10 protein-coding genes are annotated in these 13,770 nt (G+C 68.6%); 7 read left to right on the forward strand and 3 right to left on the reverse strand.

Annotated features, from left to right (window positions below; genetic code table 11):
• Positions 1-102: 102 nt before the first annotated feature.
• On the reverse strand, positions 103-972 hold the full coding sequence (locus ACQHI0_RS20560) for an alpha/beta fold hydrolase (RefSeq protein WP_427903474.1): 870 nt from the start codon (positions 970-972) through the stop codon (positions 103-105).
• A 104-nt stretch (positions 973-1,076) separates the two neighbouring features.
• On the opposite strand from ACQHI0_RS20560, the gene ACQHI0_RS20565 reads away from it, so the two are divergent.
• The 4 genes from ACQHI0_RS20565 (at position 1,077) to ACQHI0_RS20580 (ending at position 7,977) form a co-directional block, all read left to right on the forward strand.
• Complete coding sequence (locus ACQHI0_RS20565) at positions 1,077-1,562, forward strand: Lrp/AsnC family transcriptional regulator (RefSeq protein WP_427903475.1); 486 nt, start codon at positions 1,077-1,079, stop codon at positions 1,560-1,562.
• A 197-nt stretch (positions 1,563-1,759) separates the two neighbouring features.
• Positions 1,760-5,233, forward strand: a complete 3,474-nt coding sequence (locus ACQHI0_RS20570; RefSeq protein WP_427903476.1) for an indolepyruvate ferredoxin oxidoreductase family protein — start codon at positions 1,760-1,762, stop codon at positions 5,231-5,233.
• 171 nt (positions 5,234-5,404) lie between these two features.
• A complete protein-coding gene (locus ACQHI0_RS20575) occupies positions 5,405-6,487 on the forward strand; it encodes a Glu/Leu/Phe/Val dehydrogenase dimerization domain-containing protein (RefSeq protein WP_427903477.1) in 1,083 nt (360 codons plus the stop codon).
• Positions 6,484-7,977 (forward strand): APC family permease, encoded by a 1,494-nt coding sequence (locus tag ACQHI0_RS20580; RefSeq protein WP_427903478.1) that lies wholly within the window; start codon positions 6,484-6,486, stop codon positions 7,975-7,977. Before ACQHI0_RS20575 ends, ACQHI0_RS20580 begins: the two co-directional genes overlap by 4 nt.
• 59 nt (positions 7,978-8,036) lie before the next feature.
• Here ACQHI0_RS20580 and ACQHI0_RS20585 read toward each other — a convergent pair whose 3' ends face one another.
• A complete protein-coding gene (locus ACQHI0_RS20585) occupies positions 8,037-8,771 on the reverse strand; it encodes an IclR family transcriptional regulator (RefSeq protein WP_427903479.1) in 735 nt (244 codons plus the stop codon).
• Positions 8,768-10,261: an APC family permease gene (locus tag ACQHI0_RS20590; RefSeq protein ID WP_427903480.1), complete on the reverse strand. Its 1,494-nt coding sequence runs from the start codon at positions 10,259-10,261 to the stop codon at positions 8,768-8,770. Before ACQHI0_RS20590 ends, ACQHI0_RS20585 begins: the two co-directional genes overlap by 4 nt.
• A gap of 237 nt (positions 10,262-10,498) precedes the next feature.
• On the opposite strand from ACQHI0_RS20590, the gene ACQHI0_RS20595 reads away from it, so the two are divergent.
• From ACQHI0_RS20595 to ACQHI0_RS20605, 3 genes are all read left to right on the forward strand, one after another.
• Complete coding sequence (locus ACQHI0_RS20595; RefSeq protein ID WP_427909240.1) at positions 10,499-12,061, forward strand: flavin monoamine oxidase family protein; 1,563 nt, start codon at positions 10,499-10,501, stop codon at positions 12,059-12,061.
• Positions 12,062-12,090: 29 nt separating this feature from the next.
• Positions 12,091-12,732, forward strand: a complete 642-nt coding sequence (locus tag ACQHI0_RS20600; protein ID WP_427903481.1) for a Rid family hydrolase — start codon at positions 12,091-12,093, stop codon at positions 12,730-12,732.
• 150 nt (positions 12,733-12,882) lie between these two features.
• Positions 12,883-13,734, forward strand: coding sequence for a 3-hydroxybutyryl-CoA dehydrogenase (locus tag ACQHI0_RS20605; RefSeq protein WP_427903482.1), 852 nt, complete (start codon positions 12,883-12,885; stop codon positions 13,732-13,734).
• The last annotated feature ends 36 nt before the right edge of the window (positions 13,735-13,770 follow it).

Below are 13,770 nucleotides of genomic sequence, written 5' to 3' on the forward strand. Positions count from 1 at the left end.
CCTTCATCGTCGCATCGCAGAACCCGGCGAGAGTCCCAGTGCGACAGCACCGTCGGCAACGCCCGCGACCACTGAGCGGGATCGCGCGACGAATTCGCGGCGTCAGCCGGTCGCGCCGAGGACTTCGCGCAGCCTGGCCGCGAAGGCTTCGGGCTGACCGGCGTAGCCGTACTCGTCGTCGACGAATCCGCCGTGATGGCTGGGGAACACGGTGGCCTCCTGACCGAGCAGGGCGGCGATGGCGTCCGCGGTGCGAGCTGTTTCCAGGCCGAGGGATTCCTCGCCGACCGCGATGACGATGCGGGTGGGAGCGGCGGTGAGGGCCGAGATGTCGGGGCGGTAGTCGCTGACCGCCCAGGAGGCGTCCGAGAGCAGCGGGTCGGTGCGGACGCCGTCGTCCTCGGTGGGCAGGCCGAACGCGGCCGGGTCCGCCGGGGGCTGGGCGAAGTATTCGTCGGTGAATTCGCCTGCCCAGGACGTCATCGCGATGAAGGCCGCCATGCCCGCACCGAATCCTTTCGCCTCGTAGGCGTCGCGGACCGCCGCGCGGGCGCGTTGCGCGGCGGGCGCGTCGTCGAGCAGGGCGATGAGCGGCGGCTCGTGCGCCACGAGGGTGGTGACATCGCGGGGATGAGTGGCCACCAGCGCGAGCGCGGTGATCGCGCCGCCGCTGCTGGCGAACATCTCGACCGGGCCTACCCCGAGCGCGGTGATGATGGCGTGCACGTCGGCGACCTGCGCGTCGGGAAGGTGTTCGGTCCGGCTGTCCTTACGGACGCTGCGCCCGAGCCCACGTGGGTCGTAGGTGACGACCGTGCAGTCGGGGAAGTTCGACACCAGCGCGCGAAACCCGCTGGCGTCCATCGGCTGGCCGATCATCATCAACGGTGGACGGCCGTCGGCTGTGGGCAGCGGACCGTGCAGGTCGTAGGTGAGGTCGGCTTCGGCGGTCTCGAGTACATGTGTGGTCATGCCGATAGAGACGCCGCGGGACCGTGAATTTCATCGGCGACCGGTACAGTCCGCTCGGTTGCGCGGTCCGTTTCACCGACTGCCCGGCGTGTCAGAATGCGGCCATGACCATCAAGTTCGACGCACTCGATGCCGCCTTGCTCGCCGAACTGGCCAAGGACCCGCGGGCGCCGATTCTCGAGTTGGCGCAGCGGCTCGGGGTGGCGCGCAATACCGTGCAGGCGCGGATGAAGCGGCTCGAGTCGTCGGGGGCGGTGCGCGGGTATCCACCCGATATCGACGTGCAGGCGATCGGGTTCGCGGTGCACGCGTTCCTCGGGATCGAACTCGATCAGAACAAGATGGATCCGATCATCGAGACGCTGCGCGGGTTCCCGCACGTGCTCGAGGTGCACGCCACCACCGGTCGCGCCGATCTGCTGGTGCGCATCGCCGCGCGATCGCAGCAGGATCTGCTGGAAATCATCCAGCGGGTGCATGCCATCGACGGCGTGAACCACACCGAGACCATGCTCGCCCTTGCCACGCCGATCGGGTTCCGGAGCCTGCCACTGGTCGAACATCTGACGAACCGGGCGAACCAGTCGTGATGTGACCCAGGTCTCCGAACTCGAGCAGATTGGCACATCCACGCCAGTGGCCCAGATCACTTTTGAGCAGACTGATCAACTTTTCCACTGACTGTTGACACCGATTGCCCCTCCACGGCACATTTCGCAGCACCGATAGCAAGTTCCTTCGTTGCGCAGCTCACGATCTGGGTTGTGGAAAGTGTGGTGAGGCGTCAATGACCACCGTCGTCTGTGCGACTACCCGACAGCTGCCCGAGCCGGCCGCGCCCTACGACCTCGCCGACCGCTATCGCTCCGGCGCGGGCCCGGTGCTGCTGACCGGGGTCCAGGCCATCGCCCGGCTGCTGGTGGAACAGCATGTGCGCGATATCCGCGCCGGTCGCCGCGTCGCGACGTTCGTCTCCGGCTACCAGGGCAGCCCGCTGGGCGGGGTGGACAAGATGCTGCTCGGCATGCCAGAAGTACTCACCGAGCACGACATCACCTTCGTCCCCGGGTTCAACGAGGAACTGGCGGCCACCTCGGTCTGGGGCAGCCAGGCCGACTTGCCCGCCGGGCAGCCGACCCACGACGGCGTGGTCGGCGTCTGGTACGGCAAGGGCCCCGGCGTCGACCGCGCGACCGACGCCATCCGGCACGCCAACATGTACGGCGTGAACCCGCGCGGCGGCGTGCTGCTGCTGGTGGGCGACGACCCGGCCTCGAAGTCCTCGACCGTGCCCGCGGTGAGCGAACGGTCACTGGCCGCCATGGGTGTGCCCGTCCTGTTCCCGCGCAACGCCGAGGAGATCATCACCCTCGGTATGCAGGGGATCGCGATGTCACGGGCCTCGGGATGTGTGGTGGCGTTGAAGATCGTCGCCGATGTCGCCGACGGGGCATGGACGATCGACGCGGACGTGGCCGACCTCGCCGTGACGGTGCCCGAAGTGCAGTGGGAGGGAGCACCTTTCGTCTACCGGCAGCGGCCGATGGCGGCGCCGACCGACAGCGTGCTCGCCGAGGCGGACCTGTACGGGCCGCGCTGGGCGACGGTGCACGCCTACGGCGCGGCCAACGCCCTCGACGTGATCGAGGTGGACCCCGCCGACGCGAAGGTCGGAATCGCCGCCACCGGAACCACATTCGACGCGGTCCGGCAGGCACTGCTCGACCTCGGTGTCGACGAGGCGACCATGCACCGGGCCGGCATCCGCCTGCTGCGCATCGGCATGCCGTATCCGCTCGGCACAGCGGCGCTCACCGAGTTCGCCCGCGGACTCGAGCAGCTGATCGTCGTCGAGGACAAGACCGCGTTCATCGAAACCCAGGTCCGCGAGATCCTCTACGGCACCCCGGACGCGCCGCGCGTGCTCGGCAAGCAGGACGAACGCGGCGCGCGGCTGATGCCGGTCGACGGCGAACTCACCACAGGGCGACTGCTGGCGCCGCTGCGCCGGGTGCTGCGCGGGCGGGTGGAGCTCAAACGAGCTGCGCCACCGGCACTTCCACTGGAAGTCCTCTCGGCCAAGCGCACGCCCTACTTCTGCAGCGGCTGCCCGCACAACCGCTCCACCGCCCTGCCCGAGGGCTCGATCGGCGGCGGCGGCATCGGCTGCCACACGCTGGTCACCATGTCCGGGCGCACGGACAGCGCCGTCACCGGGCTGACCCAGATGGGCGGCGAGGGCAGCCAGTGGATCGGGCAGGCGCCGTTCACCGATGTGGGGCACCTGTTCCAGAACATCGGTGACGGCACCTTCTTCCATTCCGGGCAGCTGGCGATCCAGGCCTGTGTCGCGGCCGGGGTGAACATCACCTACAAGCTGCTCTGGAACGAAGTCGTCGCGATGACCGGCGCCCAGGACGTGGAGGGCGGGCTCACCGTCGCGCAGCTGACCCACAAGCTCAGCACCGAGGGTGTCCGCAAGATCGTCATCTGCGCCGATGAGCCGAAGCGGCACAACAAGCGGGCGCTGGCGAAGGGCACGCTGCTCCTGCATCGCGACCGGCTCGACGAGGCGCAGAAACTGCTGCGTGAGGTCGAGGGCGTCACGGTACTGATCTATGACCAGCACTGCGCCGCCGACGCCCGCAGGCAGCGCAAGCGTGGCACCCTGCCGGTCCGCAACACCCGCGTGGTGATCAACGAGGCCGTGTGCGAGGGCTGCGGTGACTGCGGCGCCAAGTCGAACTGCCTGTCGGTACAGCCGGTCGAGACCGAGTTCGGGCGCAAGACCCGCATCGATCAGACCTCGTGCAATACCGACTACAGCTGCCTGGACGGCGATTGCCCCTCGTTCGTGACGGTGGAAGTGGTCCCCGACAAGGCAAAAGCCAAGCCGCGCAAGACCGTTGAGCCGCCCGCCGTGGCCGACCCTGGCGTGGACGCACCGCAGCGAACCCAGAACGTGCTGATCGCCGGCATCGGCGGCACCGGCATCGTGACGGTGAACCAGGTACTGGCCACCGCCGCGCTGCGCGCCGGGTACGAGGTGGAAAGCCTGGACCAGATCGGCCTGAGTCAGAAGGCCGGTCCGGTGCTGTCCCACCTGCGTTTCGCCGCAACGGAATTGGAGCCTGCCAACCGGCTCACCCCGGGCAGCGCGGACTGCCTGCTCGCCGTCGACCTGCTCACCGCCACCGATCCCCGCTACCTCCAGTACGGCGATGCGGCGAGCACCGTGGCCGTGGCGTCGACGAGTCAGACCCCGACCGGCGACATGGTCTTCGACAAGTCGGTGGCCTACCCCGCGACGGAAACCCTGCTGGATCGGCTTGCCGCGGCGACGAATTCGATCAGCCACTTCGACGCGCTCGCCGCGGCGCTGACCCTGTTCGGGAACACGGCGGCGGCCAACTTCCTGATCGTCGGCGCGGCCGTGCAGACCGGCGGGTTGCGACTGCCCGTCGCCGCGATCGAGGAGGCCATCGGGATCAACGGTGTCGCCGTCGATGCCACCATCGCGGCGTTCCGGTGGGGACGGGTCGCCGTCGCCGATCCGGCCGCGTTCGCCGCGGCGGTCGATACGGGCAGGCCGCAGCGGACCCAGCCGGTGGTGCCCGCGGAGTTGCTGGCGCACACCAGCTTCGAGGGCGAGGTGCGGCGGCTCGTGGAACTGCGAGCGGCGCAGCTGATCGGCTACCAGAACGAGAAGGTGGCACACCGCTACGTCGAGACAGTCGAAACCATCTGGGCGGCAGAACGTTCCGTCACCGAGCGCACCGATTTCAGTGAGGCGGTCGCGCGCGGGCTGTTCAAGTTCACGGCCTACAAGGACGAGTACGAGGTGGCCCGACTGCTCGTCGACCCGGATTTCCTCGCCGACGTGCGAGCCCAGGTGCCAGGCGGTGAGCAGCTCACCTACAAGCTGCACCCGCCGATGCTGCGCGCGATGGGCCGCGACAAGAAGATCGGGCTCAGGCCGAAGTCGCATGTGGCGCTGAAGGTGCTGGCCAAGGGCAAGTTCCTGCGCGGTACCAAGCTCGACCCCTTCGGCTACGCCCACGTCCGCAAGGTCGAGCGCGAACTGCTGGCCCACTACACCGACCTGGTGCACCGACTGGCAAACGATCTGACCACCGAGAACTACGAAACCGCCACCGCGGCAGCCGCACTGACCGACGTCGTGCGCGGCTACGAGGACATCAAACTCGGCAATGTCGAGTTGTACCGCGCCGGACTACGCGAGCTGGGCATCGAGTACTGACCCGGGGGCACCAGCCCCTCCGCCGCGACTGCGGCTGAGCACATCGCCGCGCCCGCGGCACCACCACGTCGCCGCACCAGCGGCACAACTGAACCGCCGCGGACCCGCGGCACCACTACCCCGCCGCCCAGGGCACAACCCCGGCACGCGGAAACCGGAAAGGAATCGACAGTGACCGTTGCGCACACCGAAGCAGGAGTCTTCGGCCGATCGCACGAGCTCAGCGCCCGCGCCCACGAGCAGGTCGTGTTCTGCGAGGACGACAGGTCGGGACTCAAGGCGATCATCGCCATCCACTCGACCGCGCTCGGCCCCGCCCTCGGCGGTACCCGCTTCTACCCGTACGCCGACGAATCCGCGGCCCTGCAGGACGTGCTGCGCCTGTCGTGGGGCATGACCTACAAGGCCGCCGCGGCGGGCGTCGACCTCGGTGGCGGCAAGGCGGTGATCATCGGCGATCCGGCCACGCTCAAGAGCGAGGAACTGCTCGCCGCGTACGCGCGTTTCGTCGAAACCCTCGGTGGGCGCTACATCACCGCCGGTGACGTGGGCACCGACACCGACGATCTGGACGTCATCGGCAGGCACACCCGCCATGTCACCGGCCGCAGCGTCGGCGCGGGTGGCAGCGGCGACAGCGCCAGGCTGACCGCGCTCGGCGTCTTCCACTCGATGCGGGCAGGCGCCGAATTCGTTTGGGGCGCACCGACACTCGCCGGTCGCACGGTCGGCGTCGAAGGTGTCGGCAAGGTGGGTAGCGAACTCACCGCCCTGCTGCTCGCCGACGGTGCCGACGTCTGTGTCACCGATGTGAACGAGGCGGCGCTGGCGCGCATCGCCGCGGAACAACCCGCCGTTCGGCTGCTGTCGGCCGTGTCCACCGCGCCGGTCGACGTGTACGCCCCGTGCGCCATGGGCGCCACCCTCACCGCGGCGAGCGCCGCGACGATCGAGGCGAAGCTGATCTGCGGCGCGGCCAACAACCAGCTCGCGACACCCGAGGTCGAGCAGGCGCTCACCGACCGCGGCATCACCTGGGTGCCCGATTTCGTCGCCAACGCCGGTGGCCTCATCCAGGTGGCCGGTGAGCTGCGCGCCGCCGCGCTCGCCGAGGTCGAAGCCGAGGTCGCCGACATCTACGCGCGCTGCCGCGAGATCATCGCCGCCGCCGTCACCGAGGGAATCGGGACCGGTGCCGCCGCCAATCGTTTCGCCGAGCGCCGTCTCGATGCCATTCCGCGGTCGCTCTCATGATGAACAAGAGCGGCCTGTTCCGCACCAAGTCCGTCGAGCAGTCGATCCGGGACACCGACGATCCCGATGCCAAGCTGAAGAAGGATCTGACCGCCAAGGATCTGACGATCTTCGGTGTCGCGGTGGTGATCGGCGCGGGCATCTTCACCCTCACCGCGCGCACCGCGGGCACGGTGGCTGGACCGGCGGTCTCGCTGGCCTTCGTCTTCGCCGCGATCGCGTGCGGGCTCACGGCCCTGTGCTACGCGGAGTTCGCCTCGACCGTGCCGGTGGCGGGCAGCGCGTACACCTTCGCCTACGCCACTTTCGGTGAGGTGATCGCCTGGATCATCGGCTGGGATCTGATCCTCGAGTTCGCGCTCGCGGTGTCGGTGGTCGCCAAGGGCTGGTCGCAATACCTCGGCGACGTACTCGGGTCCTCGGCGCCGGTGGTGCACTTCGGATCGGTGACCTTCGACTGGGGCGCGGTGCTGATCATCGCGGTGGTCGGCGTGCTCCTGGCCACCGGAACCAAGCTGTCCTCGCGGGTCTCGGCCATCGCCGTCGCGATCAAGCTGGGCGTGATCGCGCTGGTCCTGGTGGTCGGCGCGACCTACTTCAAGCCGTCGAACCTGACGCCCTACATCCCACCCGCGCAACCGTCGGCGAAGGCAGAGGGGATGCACCAGTCGCTGTTCGCCTTCCTCACCGGCTCCGGCGGCACCAGCTACGGCTGGTACGGCCTGCTCGCCGCGGCCAGCCTGGTGTTCTTCGCCTTCATCGGCTTCGACGTGGTCGCCACCACCGCCGAGGAAACACGTAACCCGCAGCGCGACGTCCCGCGCGGCATCCTCGGTTCGCTGGCGATCGTGACGGTGCTCTACATCGCGGTCTCGGTGATCCTCACCGGCATGGTGTCCTACACCGAACTCGCCGACGGCAATGCCACGCTCGCCACGGCTTTCGCCATCCACGGCGATACGTGGGTGAAGAACATCATCGCCATCGGCGCCCTCGCCGGCCTGTCGACGGTGGTCATGGTGATGTTCCTCGGCCAGACCAGGGTGCTGTTCGCCATGGCCCGTGACGGCCTGCTCCCCCGGAGTCTGGCCCAGACCGGCAAGAAGGGCACGCCGGTCCGGCTGACCGTGCTCGTCGGCGTGGTCTGCGCGCTGCTCGCCGGATTCGTCGACTTCGGCACGCTCGAGGAAATGGTCAACATCGGCACGCTGGTCGCCTTCGTCCTGGTGTCGATCGGCGTTCTGGTACTGCGCCGCACCCGCCCTGACCTGCAGCGCGGATTCCGCGTGCCCTTCGTCCCGGTGGTCCCCATCCTCGGCGCCCTGGCCTGTCTGTGGCTGATGCTCAATCTCTCGATCGAGACCTGGCTGCGCTTCGTGATCTGGATGGCACTCGGTGTCGTCGTCTACTTCGCGTACGGCCGAAGGCACTCGATCCTCGGTCGCACACACCAACAACCCGAGGAACCGGAGTTGACACCGGTTCGATAATCCCGCCGCACGATCGAGGCCCGGCGATCCCACCGGATCGCCGGGCCTCGATCGTGCGGTCAGAGTGTCAGCTGATCGGCCGCCGATGTGAGCAGGTCGATGAGATCGCGATCGTGCACAGGCAGCCGGCCGGTCTTGCCGATCGCGGCCAATGCGCCGGTGACGGTGCCGTCGGCGGCTCGGACCGGGACGGCGACGGCACTGCGGCCGAGGCGGCATTCGTTCACCTCGACCGCGACGGCGTTCGCGGCGACTCCGCGTAGTTCCACGGCGAGGTCGGCGGCTGCGGTGATGGTGAAAGTGGTGACCTTGCGCAGGGTTGCCTCGTACGCGAACTCGGGGTGCTGCGCCATCAGGATCTTGCCGATCGCGGAGGCGTGCGGATAGCTCACCAGCACCTTCTCCCCGCTCAGCTCGTGGTCGGGGTCCTTGTCGATCATCCTGATCCGGCCGCCGGCGAAGGCGGCGAGATGGATGCCGAAGCGCAGCTGGGCGCGCAGTTCGCCGAGGATCCGGGGATTGCCCGACACGGGCTCGGCCGCCCCGGCCAGTTCGCGGGTGCGGCGGCCGAGCGCGAACCCGGACAGGTCCTCGATGCGGACCAGGTAGCCGTCGGCGACAAGGAGATTCAGGAGGCGGTACGCGGTCGCGGGGGCGATGCCGGTCTGCGCGGCGATGTCCTTCGCGGTGGCACCCGAGCCCAGTCGCGCCACCGCTTCGAGCAGGGCGAGGGCCTTCTGGACAGCCCTCGGCTCGTGACCGGTGGGGCCGTCGCGGCGGGTCGTCGTTGTCACTGTTCGCCGCGGTCCGCCCCTACCAGGGCCATCGCGCCGCGGGCGTTGACGGCGAACACCCCGGCGCCGGGCAGCACGTCAGCGGATTCGGGACTGTCGAAAACACCCATGGCAGTGAGGCTTTCGAGGTGGCTGTCGCGGAGATACCGGTACCAGGCGGCGCCGACCAGCAGCACCGCGAGCACCGTCGCGGGCGCGACCACCACGCCGTCGCTCGCCTCCGACACCGTCAGGCAGACAACAACCGCGCCGAGCACACCACTGCCGATCCACCCGGCGAAACGGTCGACCCGGCTCAGCTCACGGATACGGCCGAGGAACAGCACAGCGCCCACCGCGACCAGGATGTAGGACAGCGCGAGCGCCGTGCGCATCACGGTCTTGGCCGCGGCGGGCACACCGTCGAGAGCGACGAAACCCCAACCGGCCGTCGCCACGATGCCGGTGATCACCACCAACGCCACATGCGGCGTCCGTAATCGCGTACCGACCCGGCGGAAGATCCGCGGCAGCACCCCCTCCACGCTCATCGAATACACCAGCCGCGACGCCGCATTCGACGACGCCATCGCCGATCCGAGCCACGAACACGTCAACGCCGCGTCGAGCAGGATCACCACGAGCAGACTCGACCCGCTAGCCGTCCCGTGCAGATACGCGTTGACCACCGCCCCCGCGTGCCCGGACCAGGCCGCCCACGACGCGAAGATGAACAGCGCCCCGCACAGCACCGGCGTGAGCAGCACGGTGCGCGTGACCGTGACCAGCGGACGCCGCGTTTCCGGCGCGAAGAAGGCGGCGCTCTCGAAGCCGGCGAGCGCGAACAGCGCCGACATCGTGATCGCCAGCACCGCAGGCACATTCGGCGCGGCCGGGGTGATCGCGACCGCGGGCCCCGAGACCAGCATCAGGCCGATGATGAAGGCCAGCGAACACACCTCGACCGCCAGAATCGCGATCGCGGCGAACCGCACACCACGCACGAGCACCGCCCCGATCAGCACCGCGATGCCGAGATAGACGGCCCCGACCTGCCAGCCGCGCAGCGTGATTCCCAGCTGCGCGGCCAACGCGAGAGCGGTCTGCGACCCGTGATACATCGTCAAAGACGCACTGCCCAGGTACTTCACGAGCATCCCGACGCCACAGGTCAGCGCCGCGCGCGGGCCTGCGCCATGGCTGACGAAGGTATAGAGCCCACCCGCCGCGGACAGGCGCCGGGTGAACTGTGCGACGCAGTACGCGATCAGCGTGATGACCAAGGTCGCGACGATGATCGTCACCAGGCCGGGCAGCAGCGCGTTGTGGGTGAGCATCGTGACCGGCAACAACACCATCGACGCGGCGGGCGCGGTGGTCGCGATCGACTGGCCGAGCAACGCCACACCCGGCAGTTGTCGGCGCCCCAGCGCGCGCAACGGCGACACCGCGGGTCGCTCGGGTTCCCCCGCCGCGAACGACCGCGCGACCGCGTCGGCCAGTGCCGTCACCACACACCTCCCAGCGTTGTCGGGTGCGGGGAGGATATCCAGGCCTGGTTTCGGCGGTATTGCGGGCGCGAGTCGGCCGATGGACACCGAGCGAGAAAGTACAGGCGGCGGTCTCACTCGCCGAACGGCGAACGTTTTCCACGGCGTAGCGGCGCCGACCCACCGCCGACGGACGCTGTCGCAGAACGGAAATCGCGGCGGACGGAGCTACCCATGACAGTCACCAGAAGATCTTTCATGCAGAGTCTCGGCATCACCGGCGGTGCGGGCCTCGCCTACGGCGCGATGTCGACCCTCGGCCTCGCGCCCGCCACGGCGCAGGTCTCGTTCCGCTCGCCCGCCATGGGCGACCTCATCGGCAAGGGCGGCGGCGCGAAGGTGGCGATCCTCGGCGGCGGCCCCGCCGGGCTGTGCGCGGCCTACGAACTGGGCAAGGCCGGATACGACGTGACCGTGCTCGAAGCCAGGAAGCGCGCGGGCGGACGCGTGTGGTCGGTGCGCAACGGCACCACCGAGACCGATCTCAACGGCGAAACCCAGAGCTGCACCTTCGCCGACGGGCACTACTTCAACCTGGGTGCTACCCGAATTCCGCAGGGCCACATCACCCTCGACTACTGTCGCGAACTCGGTGTCGAGATCCAGCCGTTCGGCAACCAGAACGCGTCCACTTTGGTCAACTACCAGAGCAGCACTTCGATCTCCGGCCAGTCGGTGCAGTACCGCGCGGCCAAGGCCGATATGTACGGCTACATGTCCGAGCTGCTGCAAAAGGCCGCGTCGCGGGGCGCACTCGACGACGTGCTCTCCGGCGCCGACAAGGAAGCGCTGTCGTCGTTCCTGCGCGATTTCGGCGACCTCTCCAGCGACGGCCGCTATCTCGGCTCGACCCGGCGCGGCTACACCTCCGAACCCGGCGCAGGCCTGAACTTCGGCGAACAGCCCAAGCCGTTCCCGATGTCCGACACGATCCGCAGCGGTCTGGGCCGCAATTTCAGCTTCGAATTCGGCTACGACCAGGCCATGATGATGATGACCCCGGTCGGCGGCATGGACCGCATCTACGCCGCCTTCCAGCGCGAGATCGGCAAGGAGCGAATCCATTTCGGCGCCGAGGTGTCGGCGATGAAGAACACCCCGAACGGTGTGCGGATCGAATACACCCAGGACGGCGCGCAGAAGTCTCTCGATGCCGACTACTGCATCTGCACGCTGCCGCCCAATCTCGTCGGTCGCCTGGCCAACAACCTGCCCGCCGACGTGCTCACCGCGCTGAAGGCGGCGGTCCCGGTGTCCTCCGGCAAGCTCGGCATCGAATACTCGCGCCGATGGTGGGAGCTCGACGACCGGATCTACGGCGGCGCGAGCAATACCGACAAAGACATCGCGCAGATCATGTTCCCGTACGACCACTACAACGGCGACCGCGGCGTGGTGGTCGGCTACTACAACACCGGCAAACGCCACCAGGCCTTCGAATCACTCACGCACCGCCAACGTTTGGCGAAAGCCGTGGACGAGGGCGCGGCGATCCACGGCGACAGGTACCGCGGCGACATCGCCTCGTCGTTCTCCGGCAGCTGGCGACGCACCAAGTACTCCGAGGGCGCGTGGGTCGGCTGGGCGGGCAGCAATTCCCACGGCGGCGAGGCCACCCCCGAGTACACGAAACTCCTTGCCCCCGTAGAGCGCATCTACTTCGCCGGCGACCACCTGTCCAACGCGATCGCCTGGCAGCACGGCGCCTTCACCTCCGCCCGCGATGTGGTGACCGCCCTGCACACTCGCGTCGCCGCCTGAAACCCTCACCTCGACAAGGAGTATCGACCATGAAGACGACGATCACCCTGGCCGTGACGACCCTCGCGGCGCTGGCCCTCACCTCCTGTTCGGCCGACCCGGTCGAGTCGGCGCCGTCCGGGGCGCCGAGTACGTCGGTTCTCGAAGCGGGACAGGCGAATCCGATGATCGCGCAGGGCGTGACGATCGCCGCCGGCGCCGCCGTCTACAAGACCAGCGGCCTCGGCCCCACCGCCACCAACAAAGCGGCCCCCACGGGCAGCCCCGAATCCTTCATCGACACCCAGCAATTCGCGGACGCGAAGCTGCCCGCCGGTGTCACCGTCACCGAAGCACAGGGCATGTCGGTGCTGGCCAGAATCCGGGAGAACCTCGAGGCGCAGGGCCTGACCCTGGACAACGTGATCACCATGCGCGTGTTCCTCGACAACGCCCCCGGCACCGACCGCGCCGACTACGCCGGCTGGAACCGCGCCTACCGGCAGTTCTTCGCCAATACGAACCTCACCACCGGCGACACCGAGCTGGTCCCCCTCGGCACCGCGGCACCGGCCGCTCCCCTGGTCCGCAATGCCGCACGACCGAGCCGCTTCGCCCTGGAAGTAGCGAGTCTGCCGGTGGCGGGGTGGTTGGTCGAAGTCGAAGTCGACGCTGTCTACCCCCGCCCATAAGTGAGTCGGCTCGCATGCGGAATTCCCTGGTCAGGGTCGCGGTCGGCCGGTGCGATAACTCACGTTCCGCCGAGCCTGTGGCACTGAGTGCCAGTCCGGGTGAAATAATCCCCGGGACAGCCAGGGCAATGCGATGTTGGGAGTTCTCCAGTGGAGTTGATCGGTGTAATCGGTGGCGGCACGATGGGCGCGGGGATCGCGGAGGTGTGCGCCAAGGCGGGCAGCTCGGTGCTCGTGCTCGAGACGAAGCCGGAGTTCGCCGAGGCGGCGCAGAACCGGATCGCCACGTCGATCGCCCGTGGCGTGACCAAGGGCAAGATCACCCAGGACGAGGCCGACGCGGTGCTCGCGCGGGTGCGCGTCACCCTGGACATGGACGAGTTCGCCGATCGTGACCTGGTGATCGAGGCCGCGCCCGAGATCGAGGCGCTGAAGTACGAGATCTTCGGCAAGCTGGACAAGATCGTCAAGCCCGAGGGCATCCTCGCCACCAACACCTCCTCGATCCCGGTGATCAAGGTGGCCGGGGCCACCGAGCGGCCCGAGCGGGTCGTCGGCGTGCACTTCTTCAACCCCGTGCCGGTGATGCCGCTGGTCGAGATCATCTCGACCCTGGTGACCGCGCCGGAAACGGCCGCGGCCGTCACCGACTACCTGAAGAACACCCTCGGCAAGATGGCCGTGCAGGCCGGTGACCGCTCCGGGTTCATCGTCAACGCGCTGCTCATCCCCTACCTCTGTTCGGCGATCCGGATGCTCGAGTCGGGCTACGCCACCGCCGAGGACATCGACGCGGCGATGAAGGGCGGCTGCGGCTACCCGATGGGCCCGCTGACCTTGCTCGACACCGTGGGCCTCGACATCGCCCTTGCCGCGTCGGAATCGCTCTACGCGGAGTTCGCCGAGCCGCACCTGGCCCCGCCCGCGCTGCTGCGCCGGATGGTCGACGCGGGCCGGCTCGGCCGCAAGACCGGCCGCGGGTTCTACGACTACGCGAAGTGAGGTGCTGTCCCGCAGGAGCACGTGCTCCTGCGGGAC

The sequence above is a fragment of the Nocardia sp. FBN12 genome (assembly GCF_050320175.1).
Classification (GTDB): domain Bacteria; phylum Actinomycetota; class Actinomycetes; order Mycobacteriales; family Mycobacteriaceae; genus Nocardia.